Source organism: Nocardia sp. NPDC003693 (assembly GCF_053981095.1).
Map to the genome: position 1 here is coordinate 123,353 of NZ_JBSFNO010000013.1, position 17,995 is coordinate 141,347.

General features: G+C 70.3%; 12 protein-coding genes. 8 read left to right on the forward strand and 4 right to left on the reverse strand.

Translation table 11 applies throughout. The features are described from left to right. The first annotated feature begins 20 nt into the window (after positions 1 to 20). Complete coding sequence (locus ACWDOP_RS16930) at positions 21 to 1,751, forward strand: protein kinase domain-containing protein (RefSeq protein ID WP_456345826.1); 1,731 nt, start codon at positions 21 to 23, stop codon at positions 1,749 to 1,751. 584 nt (positions 1,752 to 2,335) lie between these two features. Here ACWDOP_RS16930 and ACWDOP_RS16935 read toward each other — a convergent pair. Further along, on the reverse strand, positions 2,336 to 3,796 hold the full coding sequence (locus ACWDOP_RS16935) for a flavin-containing monooxygenase (RefSeq protein ID WP_456345827.1): 1,461 nt from the start codon (positions 3,794 to 3,796) through the stop codon (positions 2,336 to 2,338). Positions 3,797 to 4,044: 248 nt separating this feature from the next. On the opposite strand from ACWDOP_RS16935, the gene ACWDOP_RS16940 reads away from it, so the two are divergent. Both ACWDOP_RS16940 and ACWDOP_RS16945 read left to right on the forward strand, forming a co-directional pair. Continuing rightward, positions 4,045 to 4,746: a hypothetical protein gene (locus ACWDOP_RS16940; protein WP_456345828.1), complete on the forward strand. Its 702-nt coding sequence runs from the start codon at positions 4,045 to 4,047 to the stop codon at positions 4,744 to 4,746. Between the two features lie 97 nt (positions 4,747 to 4,843). Then, the gene (locus ACWDOP_RS16945) at positions 4,844 to 5,566 is read left to right on the forward strand and encodes a TetR/AcrR family transcriptional regulator (protein WP_456345829.1); all 723 of its coding nucleotides are present in this window, start codon (positions 4,844 to 4,846) and stop codon (positions 5,564 to 5,566) included. Between the two features lie 57 nt (positions 5,567 to 5,623). On the opposite strand, the gene ACWDOP_RS16950 is transcribed toward ACWDOP_RS16945, so the two are convergent. Continuing rightward, on the reverse strand, positions 5,624 to 6,619 hold the full coding sequence (locus tag ACWDOP_RS16950; RefSeq protein WP_454205236.1) for an AurF N-oxygenase family protein: 996 nt from the start codon (positions 6,617 to 6,619) through the stop codon (positions 5,624 to 5,626). Positions 6,620 to 6,758: 139 nt separating this feature from the next. Between ACWDOP_RS16950 and ACWDOP_RS16955 the strand changes: the two genes are divergently transcribed. Beyond that, positions 6,759 to 7,151: an NUDIX domain-containing protein gene (locus tag ACWDOP_RS16955; RefSeq protein ID WP_456345830.1), complete on the forward strand. Its 393-nt coding sequence runs from the start codon at positions 6,759 to 6,761 to the stop codon at positions 7,149 to 7,151. Here ACWDOP_RS16955 and ACWDOP_RS16960 read toward each other — a convergent pair. Together ACWDOP_RS16960 and ACWDOP_RS16965 are read right to left on the reverse strand one after the other, a co-directional pair. After that, positions 7,141 to 8,394 carry a TMEM143 family protein gene (locus ACWDOP_RS16960; protein WP_456345831.1) on the reverse strand — a complete coding sequence of 418 codons (1,254 nt, stop codon included), beginning with the start codon at positions 8,392 to 8,394 and terminating at the stop codon, positions 7,141 to 7,143. The two genes, ACWDOP_RS16955 and ACWDOP_RS16960, sit on opposite strands and share 11 nt — an antisense overlap. A gap of 132 nt (positions 8,395 to 8,526) precedes the next feature. Continuing rightward, entirely contained in the window at positions 8,527 to 8,895 is a 369-nt protein-coding gene (locus ACWDOP_RS16965) for a hypothetical protein (RefSeq protein ID WP_456345832.1), read from the reverse strand. Positions 8,896 to 9,272: 377 nt separating this feature from the next. On the opposite strand from ACWDOP_RS16965, the gene ACWDOP_RS16970 reads away from it, so the two are divergent. The 4 genes from ACWDOP_RS16970 to ACWDOP_RS16985 all read left to right on the forward strand — a co-directional run bounded on the left by ACWDOP_RS16970 (position 9,273) and on the right by ACWDOP_RS16985 (position 17,990). After that, positions 9,273 to 14,738, forward strand: coding sequence for an ATP-binding protein (locus tag ACWDOP_RS16970; RefSeq protein WP_456345833.1), 5,466 nt, complete (start codon positions 9,273 to 9,275; stop codon positions 14,736 to 14,738). 203 nt (positions 14,739 to 14,941) lie between these two features. After that, positions 14,942 to 15,934 (forward strand): endonuclease/exonuclease/phosphatase family protein, encoded by a 993-nt coding sequence (locus ACWDOP_RS16975; RefSeq protein WP_456345834.1) that lies wholly within the window; start codon positions 14,942 to 14,944, stop codon positions 15,932 to 15,934. A gap of 28 nt (positions 15,935 to 15,962) precedes the next feature. Further along, positions 15,963 to 16,940: an alpha/beta hydrolase fold domain-containing protein gene (locus ACWDOP_RS16980; protein WP_456345835.1), complete on the forward strand. Its 978-nt coding sequence runs from the start codon at positions 15,963 to 15,965 to the stop codon at positions 16,938 to 16,940. Between the two features lie 192 nt (positions 16,941 to 17,132). Further along, complete coding sequence (locus ACWDOP_RS16985) at positions 17,133 to 17,990, forward strand: hypothetical protein (RefSeq protein ID WP_456345836.1); 858 nt, start codon at positions 17,133 to 17,135, stop codon at positions 17,988 to 17,990. Positions 17,991 to 17,995: the final 5 nt, after the last annotated feature.

Below are 17,995 nucleotides of genomic sequence, written 5' to 3' on the forward strand. Positions count from 1 at the left end.
GTGTGTGCGGGGAGGATGCAGTGAGTTTGGCACCGGGGGCGGTCTTCGCCGGGTTCACCATCGAGCGCTTGCTCGGGGCGGGCGGAATGGGCGCGGTGTACCTGGCCGAGCATCCGCGCCTGGAACGGCGGGTCGCGCTCAAGGTGCTGGCCACCACCTTCACCGCGGACGCCAAGGCGCGCTCGGCGTTCACCCGCGAAGCCAATCTGGCGGCCGGGCTCGACCACCCCAACATCGTCCCGGTGTACGACCGCAGCGAGCTCGACGACCCGGCGCTGTGGCTGGCGATGCGCCACATCGACGGCGGTGACGCCGCCGCGCTGCTCGAGCCGCACCCGCACGGCCTGGCCCCCGCCCGCGCGGTCCGGCTGATCACCGACGCCGCCCACGCCCTGGACTACGCGCACGCGCGCGGCGTCCTGCATCGCGACGTGAAGCCGGCGAACCTGCTCATCGAGCACAACCGCAGGCACGGCGAACGCGCGGTCCTGACCGACTTCGGGATCGCCCGCACCCTGGACGACACCGTCACCCTCTCCGGTATCGCCGCCACCTTCGCCTACGCCGCCCCCGAGCGGTTCGGCGACACCCCCGCCGACCACCGCGCCGACATCTATTCCCTGGGCTGCACCCTCTTCCAGCTCCTGACCGGCCGCCAGCCCTTCGCCCGCAAGGATCAGGCCGCGGTCATCGGCGCCCACCTGACCGCGCCGCCGCCCTCCCCCCGCGAGGTACGCCCGGACCTGCCCGCCGACCTGGACGTGGTGATCGCCACCGCCCTGGCCAAGTCCCCCGATTCCCGCTACCCCACCTGCGCCGCGCTGGCCGAGGCCGCCGCCCGCGCCCTCCCGCCCCTGGCGCCCACCGAACGCGCTGCGCATTCTCGATCACCGGTCGCGCCCGAGACTCCCGCGCACTCTTCTTCCGCGACAACGGAATTCGACCGGCGGACAGCCGAACCGCGCGACACGGGAGGCGCTCGGGCCGATGAAGCACCCCGAGTGACCGACGCATCCCGCGCGGCCGACACAGATCGAGCCTCCACTGCCGGGGCGGCCGCCGCCGTCCATGACGACAGCAACCCTCTCGAGGACAGCGCATCCCGCGCCGCCGATACAGACGGAGACGCCGCCGCCCATGGCGACAGGAACCCCCTCGAAGACAGCGCATTCCGCGACGAGGCGGCGATCCCCACCGTCATCAGCTCCCCCGCACCTCGCGTGGCTCCTGTCCCCACGCCGGTAGACCTCCGCAAGCCCGCGAACCCGCGCGTCGATCAGCCGGCGGCCGACGCCACCGACTTGCCCGCCGCACAACCGAATTCCGATGAGCCGCGCATACTCCCCGCGCCATCCGCTGCCGAGATCCTCGACTCCCCGGCGCCCGCTCGTCCGAAGCGCCGAGCCGTCATCGCCTCCGGCGTCCTGCTCACCGCGATCACCGCCACGATCGGCATAACCCTTGCCATTCGTGGCGGTTCCGAATCCCCCACCACCACAGCCCCTTCCACCACAACGACCACCGCGCCGATCACGACGACCACCGCACCGTCGACCACCGCACCGCCCTCACCGGTGGAAACAACGACGGCCCCACCCGCCGAGGCCCCGCCCGAGACCGAGCCCTACATAGCCCCCGCCCCACCCGTCCAACAGGTGGTCCCCACCTACACCGCTCCCCGCCCCCAGAGCCCCGCGACCCAGGCCCCCGCGATCGTCCCCCAAACCCGAGTTCACCAGTGGCCGGGCTGATCCCGCCCGCACGGACCCACCACCCCGCCCACCACGTCCCCGACGACCGCAGTCACTCCACCCACCGCTGAAGCCACGCGAGAGTCGGAACGGTCGGCACCAACCACGACCGATACCGCATCACTCCCCTTCGCCACAATGGCGCACAGATTCGGTCCTCCAACCGATGCGCGCTTCCACCGGTGAGCCGGACAGGACTCATCCGGGTCATCCTTCGAATCCGCCCGGTGCGATCGCGGCACCGAGGGTGACGGGTAGGTGCCGACCCGGGGTGAAGAACCCGATGCCGCACGGGGATTGCACCGACGAGTTCGTGGTCAGCGCCGACCGGCTGCCACACACGGTCGCGTCACCCCCGGGCGAAGCGGCACCGAGATCGACTCGGAGGCCGTGATGCCGAACAGCGCGCAATCGGCCGGACACGGGCGTCCCCGCCACCTGACACACCTCGTACGGATGCGCTACTCGCTGCGGGTGAGTTCCCTGCATCCCGGTCCGATCGTTCTGCCCGCCATCGCGCCCGCGTGTCCGTGCCCGGTGGCGACCGGCCACGGACACGCGGACGAACCGGCTCCGAGCCCCGCTCACCCCTTGGTCAGCTGGAAATCCTCGTCCTCGGGAGTCGCGAGCATCTCCTCCATAGTCCGGCGGTCGAACGGCAGCAGGTCGATGTGCCCACCCTCGGTGAAGTACCAGGAGTTGCAGCCGGTGTTCCAGACCGTGGGCTGCAGGGCCTCGCCGACCTGGTCGCCGAACCGGTCGGTGGCGGCCTCGGTCACCTCGACGGTGTCGAACTCGCCCGTGCTCCAGCGCCGGATCCAGGCGGTGATGTAGCGGGCGGTCACCTCGGCGGCGTGGTGCAGGGGAATCGAGCCGGTGGGTGAGTTCGGGCCCAGGACCGTGAAGAAGTTGGGGAAGCCGGGGATCGCGGTCATGCGATAGGCGCGCGGGCCCTTGGCCCAGGCGTCGTCGATCGAGATCCCGTCGCGGCCGGTGAGTTTCATGGGGCGCATGTAGTCGTGCGCGCGGAAACCGGTGGCCAGCACGATCGTGTCGACCTCGTGGTGGCGGCCGTCCGCGGTGCGGATGCCGGTCGGGGTGATCTCCTCGATCCCGTCGGTGACGAGTTCGGCGTTGCGGGCGCGCAGGGCGCGATAGTAGCTGCCGGACAACACCTGTCGCTTGCACAGCGGCTCGTAGTCGGGGGTCAGCTCGGCACGCAGCTTCGAGTCGGTCACCTGGGCGCGCAGGCTCAGGCGCGCGTACTCCTGCACCGCGCGCCGCCGCCAGCTCGGCCGGGTGACGACGTCGGTGAACACCTTCGCACCCGCCATACCGGCCTGATGCAGGGCCCGGTTGAGGGTCGGCAGCCGATCCAGCACCGCGCCGACGAACGCCGGCTGCGGCAACCACATCGGCGCCCAGATCACCCACTGCGGACTGCGCACGAAATGGGTGATGCGCTCGGCGGCGGGCTGCAGCGCGGACACCACCTGCACCCCGGTCGATCCGGTGCCGAGCACCGCGATCCGTTTACCCGCGGTGCGCACGGCGTCGTCCCAGCGCGCGGTGTGCACGACATCGCCGGTGAACTCGTCCAGCCCGGGGATCTTCGGCCAGGCGGGATGGTGCAGCACGCCGGTCGCGGAGATGACGAAATCCGCCTCGTGCACCTGCCCGCCGACGGTCTCGACCCGCCAGCCGTTCCCGGTGAACTCCGCCGACACCACCTCCGAATCGACGCGCACGTGCGGGCGCAGCCCGAAGTCGTCGACGACGTCGGCCAGGTAGCGCTGGATCTCCGGCCCGGGCGCGAACACCCGCGACCAGTCCGGCTTGGGCGCGAAGCCGAACTGGTACACCTGCGACGGCACGTCGCAGGTCAGCCCCGGATACCGGTTCCAATGCCACACCCCGCCCACGTCGGAGCCCTTTTCCAGGATGACGAAGTCGTGGAAGCCGTTGCGCCGCAGCGTGATGGCACTCGCGATACCGGACACCCCGGCCCCGATGATCACCACGCGCGGTTGCCGCGCCCCGCTCATCGCGCACCCGCCGCGAGCTCGGCGCCACCGCGACGGACCCGGTCCGCGCCGGTCCCTGGATACCTCATGTCCTATACCCCTCGTTCAACCACGGTGTTGATACCGACAGTATTCGAATACCGACGGTATTTCGATTCGCCCGCACTTGTCAACCGCCCGCCGATCCGGACACCAAGATCGATTCGGCCGCGACATGACACCGGTGCGGTTCCCCGGATCCGTCGGACCGCGCCAGTAATCTGCCCGATATGGCAACACCGGATTCGGCGCTGCGCCGCCTGATGCGAACCACGGGAAAACTGCTGGAGCCCTACGCTTTTGACGGCGACGAGCCGACCTGGACCCGGGTCGAGCCCGAAGGCGTTGCCGCCGTGGGCCGCACCCGCACCTTCCGCACCTACACCGGCGGGCAGCAGGTGCTGAGCTTCGGCCTGACCCTGAGCGCGACCCCCGCGCCCTGGTGGGAGTTCTGCAACTGGCGCGAGACCCGGCGCGGCGCCGACCCCGTCCCGCTCGCGGCCGCGACCGGCCCCGGACTGCTCACCGACTCCGCCCTGCCAGACTCCCTCACCGAGATGTGGTCCATGCGAATTCTTCCCGGCCATCCGGGGCACGTGGACCAGGGCGACATCGAACTCATTCGCACCGAACTACCCCGCCGCGTCCACGCCTACGCGCGCCGGGCACTGCGTCTGCTCGAACCCGGCCAGTACCTCGAGGAACTCCTGAACCTGCCCGATCAGCACGCCGAGACCTGGGAGGCCATCGTCGTGCTGCTGGCCGAGCAGGGCCCGAGCGCGCACCTCGACGAAGCGGGAGACCAGCTGGTGCGCGCCTGCACCCCGGACGGCGACGCCGACTACGCCCGCGCCGTGGTCGATTACGCGCGCGAACGGGCGGCCGGGGCGGGCGGCGTCCTGACCGCCGCGGCGGCCGCGCACGAGGTCTGACACCGGAACCCGGTCCCCGCGAACACCTTCCGGTCGGCCGCCGCGCCGCCCGCGCGCGCGACCCGGTGGCCGGACCCCGGTGTTCTAGACTCGGACCGTGCCGACCACGCAGCCATCCGCGCCTGCCGCCCCCGGTGGCAGGCAGGCGCGCTGGCAGCCGCACAACGATCAGCGCCGCGAGCGCATCATCGCGGCCACCATCGAACTGCTCGAACAGCAGCACGCCGACGCCTCCATGCAGCAGATCGCCGACCGGGCCGGACTGGCCAAGTCGGTGGTCTACCGCCAGTTCGACGGCCGCGACGATCTGGACCGCCGGGTGCGCACCGCCATCGGCGAACGCTTCACCGACACCCTCGACGCCGCGCTCGATGTCGGCTCCGGCTCGATCCGGGAGATCCTGGCGCGCGCGGTCTCGACCGTCGTGGACTGGTTCGAAACCCACCCGCGCCTGCACGATTTCCTGCGCAAGGGCCCGGCCGTCGGCGATCCGGACGATCTCGACGCCGCCACCGGCCTGGCCACCGCCATCTCCGCGCGCACCCGGCGGCTGGTGTCCGGCCTGGCCGGGGTGGTGGGCGTGGTGGACGAACCCGCCATCGACACCATGTGTTTCGCCATCGTGGCCATGACCGAGGCGACGGTGACCCGCTGGGCGCGGGACCCGAATCCGGACCTGGATCGCGCCACGCTGGTCACCACCGTGACCGGGTACATCTGGAGCGTGCTGGACGCGGTCACCCGCGATCACGGCATCACCCTGGATCCGGATCGCCCCCTGCTCGAGGTACTCGCCGAACTGGCCGAGAACGCGTCGTGAACCCGGGCCCGCGCGGCCGGCGATTCACGCGCCGGCCGCGACGACCTTCGCGAAAACCTAGGCCACGTGCCGGTTTCCGCGCTCGGGCTCGCTCCGGTATCGCGAGGGCTCGCCGCCCACGTTCAGCAGCGACCACAGCGGTTTGGTGACCATGTTCATCAGTCCCAGGTCACCGGCGAGCTTGCGCATGTCCCCGAAGTAGCCGGACAGGATGCGCCGCTGCTGCGGACCGTCCCAGAACGCCTCGGCGAACACCTCGTCGGGGATGTCGAACTGGCGCGCGAAGGATTTGGGCGGGGCCATGATCTCCCCCGCCAGCCAGCGCATGGCGAGCGGGAACGACACCGCGGCAACCGCTTTGGACACCGGATTCATGCGCGCCAGATGCGCGGCCAGGAATTCCCCGGCGAACGAGATGTGCCGCGCCTCCTCGGCGATGTGAATCTCCATGGTGCGCAGCACCGCCGGCGGCACCGAGTCACCGTCGCGAATGAGCGACTTCTGATAGTGATCGATGGGCTCCTCGCCGCCGAGGATGCCGATGAACAGGATCACGTGCGCGTACCCGCCGGCCACCCCGATGAACGGGGACAGCATCCGGAACACCCGCCGCATGCCCGGCACGTCCACGCCGATGCGATTGACCAGTTCCTGGAACATCTGGATGTGGTTGCACTCTTCAGTCATCTCGTGCAGGCAGTACCTGAACTCCGGCGACCCGTTGGGCAGCTTCATGATGTACTGCATCATCCCGCGGATGAGCACGCTCTCGAAGGCCGCGCCGACCTTGATGACATTGGCGATCCGCCATTTGCCGATCTCGATCTGCCGCTCCAGCGGCAGGTCCCGGTACCACTGCGTGGCGCCCAGCGGGTCGTACTCCGGCGACAGCACCCAGCGGGGGTCGTTCGGATCGATCGCGAATTCCGGTGCATCCCATGCGATGTCCAGGTACGGATCGAAACTGCGGTTGACGGACCCCTCGGACAGGGTCGCCAGCGCGTCTCGGTAGTCCTGATCGAACAGTGTGCTACCCGATTGCGACAGCGTCATCGGTGTCTCCTCGTTCGGGCCACCGGCACTCCGGCCGTGTGGCGCGTCACAATCAGAATATATGGGACCGCGAGTCCCACACAACCGTTTGCGCGGAATCGTGATTGCCGCGCCGCCCCGCGCGCAGCATGATCGTCGGATGCGGGAGAAGAATTTGGTGTACTGCCGGGTCGAGCGCGGGGGCGCGGTGCTGCTGGTCCGGCGCGCGCCCGGGGTGTTCCTGGCCGGGCGCTGGGAGTTGCCCGGCGGCGGCATCGAGGCGGGCGAGCGCCCCGAGGACGCCGCGGTGCGCGAGGTCGCCGAGGAGACCGGGCTGCGCATCGAGGTCGTCGCCGAACGGGCCGCGCACTCGTGGATGGACGTGGCCGGTAAACCCTTGCGCATCAACGCCCGCGTCTACGACGTCACCGAGAACGGCGGCGGCACGGTCACTCTCAACCCGGCCGAGCACGACGACCACCGCTGGGTGTCCGCTCAGGAAGCGGCCGAGCTGGACCTGGCCGCCCACTTCCGCGAGGCGTTCATCGACTGACCGCGGGCACCTCCGCCGCGCCGGGCGCGGGCATCTGGAACAGATCGTCCCAGTGCCGATCCAGGCGATGTTTGGCCTCGGGCAGCGCGATCGCGCCGAGCACGCCCTGCTCGTCCTCGGTCAGCAGATCCAGCTTCCGGAGCGTGCGCAGCCCGCCGCGCACGTCGAAGTCGAACGTGGTGTCCCAGTGCCTGCCGAACCACTGCTCCACCACGCGATCGAGTCCGGCGGCGGTGAGCGGCTGTTCGGCGGTGCGCAGGAAGTGATAGGTCAGCAGGGTTTCCTTGACCTCGGATTCGGCGGCGGCGTCGAGCAGATGATGGAACACTCCCGCGCCGTTGCCGAGGTTGCGGAAGTACAGGTGCTCCTGCAGCGTCTTCATCATCTTGATTCTGCGGTTCTTGAACTTGGAGAACTGCCGCCACAGGTAGCTGCCCAGGGCCGCCAGCCCCGCGAACAGGGTCACCAGCGCCGCCTGATCCAGGCGCACCGACTCCTCCCGGATCCCGACCCAGAACGCCAGCAGCAGCACCATCAGACCCAGCGACGCGAGGAGTTTGGTGGCCAGCACCACGATGCCCGAGAGCACCGCGGGCACCCCGATGAGCAGCTTGTCCTTGGTCCGCATCCGCACGCGCACGGTCGGATACAGCATCTCCAGGTCGTTGCGCGGCACGTCCTGGAACATCTTGAGCAGCACCCCACCGCTGGGTTCGCGCTCGGTCGCGTCCGGGCGCTCGGCGAAGGCGATGTACACCAGAACCTTGGCGTAGCTGGTGAACTCGACGGTGCGCTTGCGCAATCCGTAGAACGACTTCACCACTTCGGAACACTCGCGGGTGCCGCGGCGGAAGAACATGACCGTCTCGATGCCCTCGTCCTCCACCTCGAGGCGCACCTTCATCAGATCGTGCTCGCTGAAGGCTTTCTCGATCTCCTCGGCGTCGATCCGCACGAAGTCGGCCTCCGCGGCGAGGGCGACGAGTTCGCGTTCGACCACCGCGCGCGCCCGCGCCCGATCCGCCGCCGTCGCGGCCCGCACGGTGCGCACGTCCTCGGCGGGATCGACGATCTCGTAGGCGTCCAGCACCCGCTCGCCGCGCACATGAATCCGGTACTGCGCCATCGCCGCCAGTAATCGCGCGAACTCCAGGAACGACTCCCGTTCGTCGGCGGGCAACTCCCCCGCGCACAGCGCGACGACCGTGCTCTTGCGAAACGGCAGAAAGTGTTCGGCGTCCATCGGCAACTCCTCTCGGCGGGCAGGCCCGTCGGCCTTCACCATAGAGGGATACCGACTGCACTCGCGCCCAGTCGAATCCGATCCCCGGATCACGAAATGCGCACGAGGGCAGCGAGTACGCGGCGGGCCGGATCAGCCGAGCGCGTCGTCCGCGTCCGCGCCCGCCGCGGTCAATCTTTCGGCGGCGGCGCGAGCGATGGTGCAGGCCTGACGAACTCGGGCCTCGGGATGCGCGGTGCGCTGTTCCAGGGCGGCTCGAATGCGCTCGAAGGATTTGACGGCGTCGGCGTTCACCCCGCGCTGCACCGTGTACTGATGCTCGATTTCGCGGTATTCCAGATCGAACTCGTCGCACCGCCGGTGCAATTCGGCGATGTGATCGATCAGGTCGAGGACCTCGCGGGTGGTCAGCGTGAGATCGGGCTGTTCCCGCCCCGCCAGCAGCGCCTCGCCCGCGATCTCGGCCCAGCGCGCGTGCAGGACGTCGAGAATGTCGGTCACGCGGATCACCTCCTACACCGCGGCAGACACCCGAGAGCCACTCGGCGACGCTGCCAGTTGGACGGCCCGCCGTCGCGGAGCCCGGAAAAGCTGTGGTGGGACGAACTGAGAATGCGTAGCAGTGCATCGGACAGGTGCCGCTCGCGGCTGGACGCCTTCCTTGTTCGAGTCCGATTCGCGCGGTCCGTGTCCGGTACCGCGCGGCCGCTCACCGGAAATTCTCCCACCCGTGACCGGCCCAATACGAGGTATTCCCAAGGATACGTGCGAGTAACAACCACATGCCGTGTACCTGGGAGCAAATAGGTGCAGACTACGCGGGACCGATACTCGAAATCCGCGCCCGATCGGGCCAGTGCTGTGGAAGGAGCAGGCGAGTGTTCAGCCGCATCGCCATCGTGAACCGGGGCGAGGCCGCCATGCGCCTCATCCATGCTGTCCGAGATCTGGCCGCCGAGACCGGATTGCCGATACAGACGGTCGCCCTGTACACGGATGTGGATCGCAACGCCACGTTCGTGCGCGAGGCCGATGTCTCGTACGATCTCGGACCGGCTGCCAACCGCCCCTACCTGGACCTGAAGGTGCTCGAGCAGGCGCTGCTCGCCACCGGCGCCGACTCGGCCTGGGTCGGCTGGGGTTTCGTCGCCGAGGATCCCGCGTTCGCCGAACTGTGCGCGCGGATCGGCGTCACCTTCATCGGCCCCAGCGCCGACGCCATGCGCAAACTCGGTGACAAGATCGGCGCCAAGCTCATCGCCGAAGAGGTCGGCGTGCCCGTCGCGCCCTGGAGCCGTGGCGCCGTCGGCACCGTCGAGGAGGCCCTGGCCTCCGCCGCCGAGGTCGGCTACCCGCTGATGCTCAAGGCCACCGCCGGCGGCGGCGGTCGCGGCATCCGCGTCATCACCAACGAGGACGAGCTGGTCGACGCCTACGAGCGCACCCGCCAGGAAGCCGCCCGCGCCTTCGGCAGCGGCGTCGTCTTCCTCGAGCGCCTGGTCACCGGCGCCCGCCACGTCGAGGTGCAGGTCATCGCGGACGGGCAGGGCACCGCCTGGGCACTGGGCGTGCGCGACTGCTCGGTGCAGCGCCGCAACCAGAAGGTCATCGAGGAGTCCGCCTCCCCGGTGCTCTCGCCCGAGCAGGTCGCCGACCTCAAGGGCTCGGCCGAGCGGCTCGCCATCGCGGTGGGCTACTGCGGCGCGGCGACCGTCGAGTTCCTCTACCACCCCGGCGACAAGCTGTTCGCGTTCCTCGAGGTGAACACCCGGCTGCAGGTCGAGCATCCGATCACCGAGTACACCACCGGTTTCGACCTGGTGCGCGCACAGCTGCAGGTGGCCTCGGGCATCCCGCTCACCGGGACCGCTCCCGCCGAGCGCGGCCACGCCATCGAGGCGCGCCTGAACGCCGAGGACCCGGACCGCGACTTCGCGCCCGCGCCGGGCCGCATCGTGCGCCTGGACCTGCCCGCCGGTCCCGGCATCCGCGTGGACACCGGCGTCAGCGAGGGCGACACCATCCCCGCCGATTTCGACTCCATGATCGCCAAAATCATTGCCTACGGCCGTGATCGCAGCGAGGCGCTGGGCCGGTTGCGCCGCGCCATGGAGCAGACCCGCGTCGTCATCGAGGGCGGCGCGACGAACAAGAGCTTCGTGCTCGACCTGCTGATCCAGCCCGAGGTCATCGACGGTTCGGCCGACACCGGCTGGATCGACCGCGTGCGCGGCGAGGGACGCCTGGTCTCGCAACGGCATTCGGCCGTCGCGCTGGCCGCGGCCGCCATCGACGCCTACGAGGACGAGGAGACCGCCGAACGGCATCGCCTGCTGTCCACCGCGTCCGGCGGCCGTCCCCAGGTGCAGCACGAGAGCGGGCGTCCGCACGATCTCAAGCTGCGCGGGGCCGGCTACCGCGTGCGGGTCGCCCGCATCGGCGCGCACCGGTTCCGGGTCGGTATCGAGGCCGGGGCCGAAACCCGTACCGCCGACGTCGATCTCGAACGTTTCGACGAGCACACCGGCCAGATCGTGGTCAACGGCATTCGCTACCGCCTGACCACCGGCACGCACGGCCCCATCCACGTGGTGGACATCGACGGCGTCACCCATCGCATCAGCCGCGACGAGGGCGGCGTGGTCCGCTCCCCCGCGCCCGCGCTGGTGGTCGCGACCCCGCTCGCGGTCGGCGCGGAAGTCGAAGCGGGAGCGCCGATCCTGGTGCTCGAGAGCATGAAGATGGAAACGGTGCTGCGCGCGCCGTTCAAGGCGCGGTTGAAGGAATGCACGGTCTCGGTCGGCACCCAGGTGGAGACCGGTGCGCCGCTGATGCGCCTCGAGCCGATCGCCGACGACGACGAGGCCGGTGACGCCGCGGCCGTCGGCACGGTCGAGCTCGACCTGCCCGCCGGGGCCGTCGCGGCCAGCACCGCCGACCGCATGGCCCGCGGCCTGCAGGATCTGCGCAGCCTGCTGCTCGGCTTCGACGAGGACCCGCACGAGGAACAGCGCGTTCTCGAGGACTACCTCGCCGCGCGCCAGGACGCGCTCGCCGGCAATCGGCGCCCGCTGGCGGACGAGCTCGAACTGGTCGAGGTCTTCGCCGATCTCGCCGAGCTGAGCCACAACCGCTCGTGGGACGAGGACGGCTCGCAGAGCCACGTGCACAGCGCCCGCGAGTACTTCCACACCTACCTGCAGAGCCTGGACGTGGAGCGGGCCGGGCTGCCGGAGTCGTTCAAGGCCAAGCTCGGTAAGGCGCTGGGGCACTACGGCATCACCGAACTCGATCGCACCCCGGAGCTGGAGGCCGCGGTCTTCCGCATCTTCCTGGCGCAGCAGCGTCCGGCCGAGACCGTCGCGGTGATCGCCACGCTGTTGCGCAAGTGGGTCCGCGAGCCCGTGCCGAGCGGCGCGCTGCGCGAGCCGGTCGGCCTGGCGCTCGAGCGCCTGGTGGCCGCCACGCAGGTGCGCTTCCCGGTCATCGCCGATCTCTCGCGCGGTGTGGTCTACGCCTGGTACGGCCTGCCGCTGCTGCGCCGCAACCGCGCTCGGGTGTACACCAACGTCCGCCGCCAGCTGCGGCACTTCGACGAGCACCCGAACACCCCGGATCGCGCCGAGCGGATCTCCGAGATGGTCCGCAGCACCGAGCCTTTGGTGCGACTGCTGGGCCAGCGTCTCGAACGCGGCAAGATGGACAACTCGGCCATGCTCGAGGTGCTGACCCGCCGCTACTACGGCAACAAGGGCCTCACCGGCGTGCGCACCACCGAGGCCGACGACTGCACGTTCGTCATCGCCGAGCGCAAGGGCATGAGCCTGGTCTCGGCCGCGGTCAGCTTCCACGCCCTGGACACCGCGGTGCGCGGGCTCATCGAGCTGGCCGGTGGCGCCGCCTCGATCGAGGCCGACATCTACCTGGGCTGGGAGGGTCAGCCCGAGGACTTCGACGCCATGGCCGCGGCCCTGCAGGAAGTGCTCAACGCCCAGCCCATGCCGAACCAGGTGCATCGGATCACCTGCACGGTCGCGGGCAGCGGCGGCGCGGTCATGCACCACCACTTCACTTTCCGGCCCTCCACCACCGGGCTGGACGAAGAGCGGCTCATCCGCGGTCTGCACCCGTACATCGCGCAGCGTATGCAGATGAAGCGCCTGCACAAGTTCGACCTCACCCGACTGCCGTCCTCGGACGACGAAGAGGTGTACCTGTTCCGCGCGGTCGCCAAGGAGAACCCGTCGGACGAGCGCCTCGTGGCCTTCGCCCAGGTTCGCGACCTGGCCGCGCTGCGCGAGCACGACGGCCGCCTGCTGGCGCTGCCCACGGCCGAGACCACCATCGCCACCTGCCTGGATTCCATCCGGCGGGCGCAGGCGCAACGGCCCTCGGCCAAGCGGCTGCACACGAACCGGATCGTCATGTACATCTGGCCGCCGGTCGATGTGACGCGGGCGGAGCTGGAAACCATTGCCGGGCACGTGCAGCCGACCACGGCGGGCACGGGGCTGGAGGAGATCCTGCTCATCGCGCGTCAGCGCGACGCGCGCACCGACGAACTGGTCAAGATCGCGGTGCGGATCTCCTTCGACGCCATCGGCGGCACCGAGGTCAGCATCGTCGACCGCTCCGACGAGCCGGTCGAGCCGCTGGACGAGTACCGGCAGAAGGTGCTGCGCGCCAGCAGCCGCAACACCGTGTACCCGTACGAATTGACCGGTGTGCTGGGCGATTTCACCGAGCACGACCTGGATTCGGACAACGTGCTGGTGCCGGTCAGCCGGCCCAAGGGCCGCAACAGCGCGGCCATGGTCGCGGGCGTGGTGACCACCCGCACCGACCGGTACCCGGACGGCATCACCCGCGTGGTGTTGCTCGGCGATCCGACCAAGTCCCTGGGCGCGCTGTCCGAGCCGGAATGCCGCCGCGTGATCGCCGCGCTGGATCTGGCCGAGCAGATGCGGGTTCCCCTCGAGTGGTACGCACTGTCCTCGGGCGCGCGGATCTCGATGGAGTCCGGCACCGAGAACATGGACTGGGTGGCGGCCGCGCTCAAGCGGATCGTCGAGTTCACCCAGGACGGCGGCGAGATCAACATCGTGGTCGCGGGCATCAACGTCGGCGCGCAGCCGTACTGGAACGCCGAAGCCACCATGCTCATGCACACCAAGGGCATCCTGGTCATGACCCCGGATTCGGCCATGGTGCTCACCGGTAAGCAGTCCCTGGACTTCTCCGGCGGCGTCTCGGCCGAGGACAACTTCGGTATCGGCGGCTACGACCGCGTCATGGGCCCGAACGGGCAGGCGCAGTACTGGGCGCCGAACCTGACCGCGGCGCGCGAGGTCCTGATGTCGCACTACGACCACACCTACGTGGCCCCGGGTGAGAACGGCCCGCGCCGGGCGGCGACCACCGACCCGGTCGACCGTGACATCTCCGATTTCCCGCATGTGCTGGCGGACAGCGACTTCACCACCGTCGGTGAGATCTTCTCCGCGACCGCGAACCCGGATCGCAAGAAGCCCTTCGACATTCGCACCGTCATGCGGGCTCTCGCGGATCAGGATCACGAGGTGCTCGAGCGCTGGGCCGGTATGGCCGACGCCGAGACCGCGGTGGTCCAGGACGCGCGCCTGGGCGGAATTCCGGTGTGCCTGCTGGGTATCGAGTCCCGGGGCGTGGTGCGGCGCGGTCTCACCCCGACCGACGGTCCCGACACCTACACCGCGGGAACGCTTTTCCCGCGGTCGTCGAAGAAGGCGGCGCGGGCGATCAACACCGCGAGCGGCAACCGCCCGCTGGTGGTGCTGGCCAACCTCTCGGGCTTCGACGGCTCCCCCGAGTCGATGCGCAAGCTCCAGCTCGAGTACGGCGCCGAGATCGGCCGTGCCATCGTCAACTTCGAGGGCCCGATCGTGTTCTGCGTGATCTCGCGCTACCACGGCGGCGCGTTCGTGGTGTTCTCCAAGGCGCTGAACCCGAACATGACCGTGCTGGCGCTGGAGGGTTCGTTCGCCTCGGTGCTGGGTGGCGCTCCGGCCGCGGCCGTGGTCTTCTCCGGTGAGGTCAACGCCCGCACCGGCGGCGATCCGCGGGTGCGGGACCTGGGTGCGCGCGCGGCCGGCGCCATCGGCGCGGATCGCGCGGTGCTGACCGCCGAGCTCGACGAGATGCGTTCCTCGGTACGCGCGGAGAAGCTGGGTGAGGTCGCCGCCGAGTTCGACGGCGTGCACAACATCCAGCGCGCGGTGCAGGTCGGGTCGGTCGACGCGATCATCAGCGCCGCCGAGCTGCGGCCGCGGATCATCGACGCGATCGAGGCGGGTCTGAAGAAGTAGTCGCCTGCCGCGGCCGCCGGGGCGCGTTCGGCCGGACGGGTCCGGGGCTCCTCGCGAGTCCCGGACCCGCGTCGTTCGTGGGGCAGCGGTATCGCTCGTATGTCCCGGGCGCGTCGGCTGTGGCCCGGGACGGGGCGCGCGCGGCGTCGCGTACTGTGGGCGGCGCATCCGGGGAGGGGAGAGTTTCAGTGACGATCGATGGGTTGACAGAGGATCAGCGGGTTACCGAGCGCATCGCGCGACCGCGTAAGAGGGGATGGCTGGGCCGGCTCGAGCTGGTGGCCGCGTCGCTCGCGCTGGCGGCCGGGGCGACCGGGATCGGACTGCACTACAGCACGTCCGAGTGGGAGCCCGCGGTGCTCGCGGCGTCGTTCGCGTCGTATCTGATGGTGTTCGCCCTCGTGGCGATCGTCCTGTTCGCGGTGACGCGGCAGTGGACGGGCACCGCGCTGGCCGTCGTGGTCGCCGGCTCCGGGCTGTGGTCGCAGGCGCCGATGCTGTGGGCGGACGGTTCCCCGCCGCCGGGCACCGATGTGGTTGTCATGCAATCGAATCTGATGCTCGGGCACGGGTCCCCCACCGACGTGGTGACCGCGGCCCGCGACACCGGCGCCGAGGTCCTGACCATCGACGAGCTGACCCCCGATCTGCTGACGCGCCTGGACGCGGCGGGCCTGGCCGAGCTGTTCCCGCACCGTTTCACCGCGCCGTCCGGCGGCGGCCAGGGCACCGGCATCTTCAGCCGCTACCCCCTCGCGGACGGGGTGAAGTTCGACGGTTTCTGGCTGAACAACCTGCGCGCGACGATGATTCACCCCGAGCGCGGCCCGGTCACCGTCTTCGCCCTGCACCCGATCCCGCCCCTGTCCAACTCGGACGTATGGGCCCGGGAGCTGCGCCGCATAGGCGAGATCCTCGAGGCCCAAACCGGCCCGGTGATAGTCGGCGGCGACTTCAACGCCACCTACGACCACGCCCCCTTCCGCGCCCTGGTCACCGGCCGCTACGCCGACTCCGCCGAGCTCCTCGGCGTGGGCGCGATGCCGACCTGGCCCACCGACCGCTGGTGGGGCCCGGTGGTGGGCATCGACCGCGTCCTGGTGGCGGGCGGCCATGCGCTGGAAGTACATTCACGCCATATCGAGGGCACCGACCACCGCGCGGTGGTGGCCCGCCTCCGCCTCAGCGAGTCGTAAGGGCACGCCGGTGCCGTAAGGGAGCACGATGACGGTGTTCGAGCGGTTGTGCGCCGCAGGGGAATTCGTGGCGTCGGTGGCCGCTCGCGGGCGGGTGGGCGTCGCCGAGCGCCCGGACGGGGTGCGGTTCGCGGACGGCGGCCGCGCCCGCTACAACCTCGTGTTCGCCACCGTCCGGCCCGGTCGCGAGCTGGCGCTCGACCTGTACACCCCGCCCGCCGGCCGCTGGCCCGGCCCGCGCCCGACGGTGGTCTACATCCACGGCGGGGCCTTCGCCGCCTTCGATCGCGCGGGGGTGCTGCCGCCCCTGGGGTTACGCAGTCCCGTGCGGATTTTCGCCGAACTGGTCGATCGCGGCTACGCGGTGGCGAGCCTGGATTACCGGCTCTCCGGCGAGGCACGGTTCCCGGAGCCGCTGCACGATGTGAAGGCGGGCGTGCGCTGGTTGCGCGCGGAGGCCGGACGCTTCAACCTAGACCCGGACCGATTCGCGTCCTGGGGCGAATCGGCCGGCGGCTGGTTCTCCGCGATGCTCGCGACCACCGCCGATGTCCCGTCCCTCGAGGGCCCGCACGGCCCCGCCGGTGTCTCCAGCCGGGTCCGGGCCGCCGTCGACTGGTACGGCCCCACCGATTTCGCCCGCATGGACGAGCACCTGATCAGCCCCGTCCTGCTACGCCACGATGTCGAGGATTCCCCGGAATCCCGCTTCCTGGGCCACGTCCCGTCCCGCCACCCCGCCCTGAACCGAGCGGCGAGCCCCCTGACCTACGTCACCCCCGCGACCGCCCCCATGCTGATCCAGCACGGCACGGCCGACCACATAGTCCCGCCCCACCAGAGCCGCCTCCTATCCGAAGCCCTGACCGCAGCCCAGGTTCCCCACGAGCTGATCCTCTATCCCCGTTCCGACCACCTCTTCCTCGGCGACGGCGTCCTCCACCCGACCCGCGTGACGTCCCCCTTCTTCACGTTCCTCGAATCCCATTTGGCCCCAACCACCTGACCCGACCGGGGGCATTCGTCCGTCGGCTACGCCGGTGCAGCCCCGATCGGGCTGCGGCCGGATCGGACCTTGGCCAGACCGGGTCACGCGCAACGCGCTGGCAGCCATGCGCCCGGTACTCACGCGGAAGCGCGGCCGCAACTCCGGCCGGTAGGCTGCCGGGCACGGTCCTCGTACACATGGAGGTGGTTCGTGGGCGCTCCCCCTGAACTGGTTACCCGGGCGGGATTCTCCGGGCGTGCGATCGGTGTGCTTGCCGCGGTGGCGGTGGCGCTGGGAACCGCGTTCGTCTACGCGCCGCGCGTCCTGGCCGCGCGGGACGGGGCATCCTTCGCCGACGCGGGGGCGCTGCGGGCAGACTTTCGGACCGCATTCGACGCGTATTGGCGGGCAGGGGAATCGGGGTTCCCGGGTGACCTGCAGCGGATCGTCGACTACTGGTTCCGGTATCACCTGAGCAAAGCCGTCATCGCGGGCGCGCTGCTGTTCGTGCTGATCTCGCTCACGGTACTGCTGTGGCGGGCGTTCCTCCGGGTCGGCGACTCCGGCACGAACCGCAGGGTTGCACTCGGTGCGGGCGGGGTCGCGAGCGCGGGGCTGGCGCTGTTCGCGGTCGTGCTGGTTGTCGCCAACATCCAAGGGGCCGCAGCGCCTTTCGCTTCGCTCCTGCCTTTCCTCACCGACAGCGCGCCGGATCCCGCGCTCGCCGACACGCTCGAGCAGGTGCGGCAGCGGCTGGCCGAGGCATCGAGTTCGGGTGAGCGGGCGCCCGACGCGCTCGGTGTCATGGTGGACGACTTCGCGCGCTATCACGTCGTGATGGCCGTGGCCGCCGCGATCGTGGCGGCCGACCTGCTCGTGCTGAGCGTGCTGCTGTGGCGCAGATCCGTTGCGCGATCCGCCGATTCGCGGGTAAAGCGGGTGCTGAGGGGCTTCGCGATCGTGGCGGTGGTGGTGGCGCTGGGCGCGGTCGTCGTGGCGGTGGCGAACACGACCAACGCCGGCGACCCGGTGTCCGGGCTCGCGGCACTGTTCGCCGGTGGCTGGTGACGCGC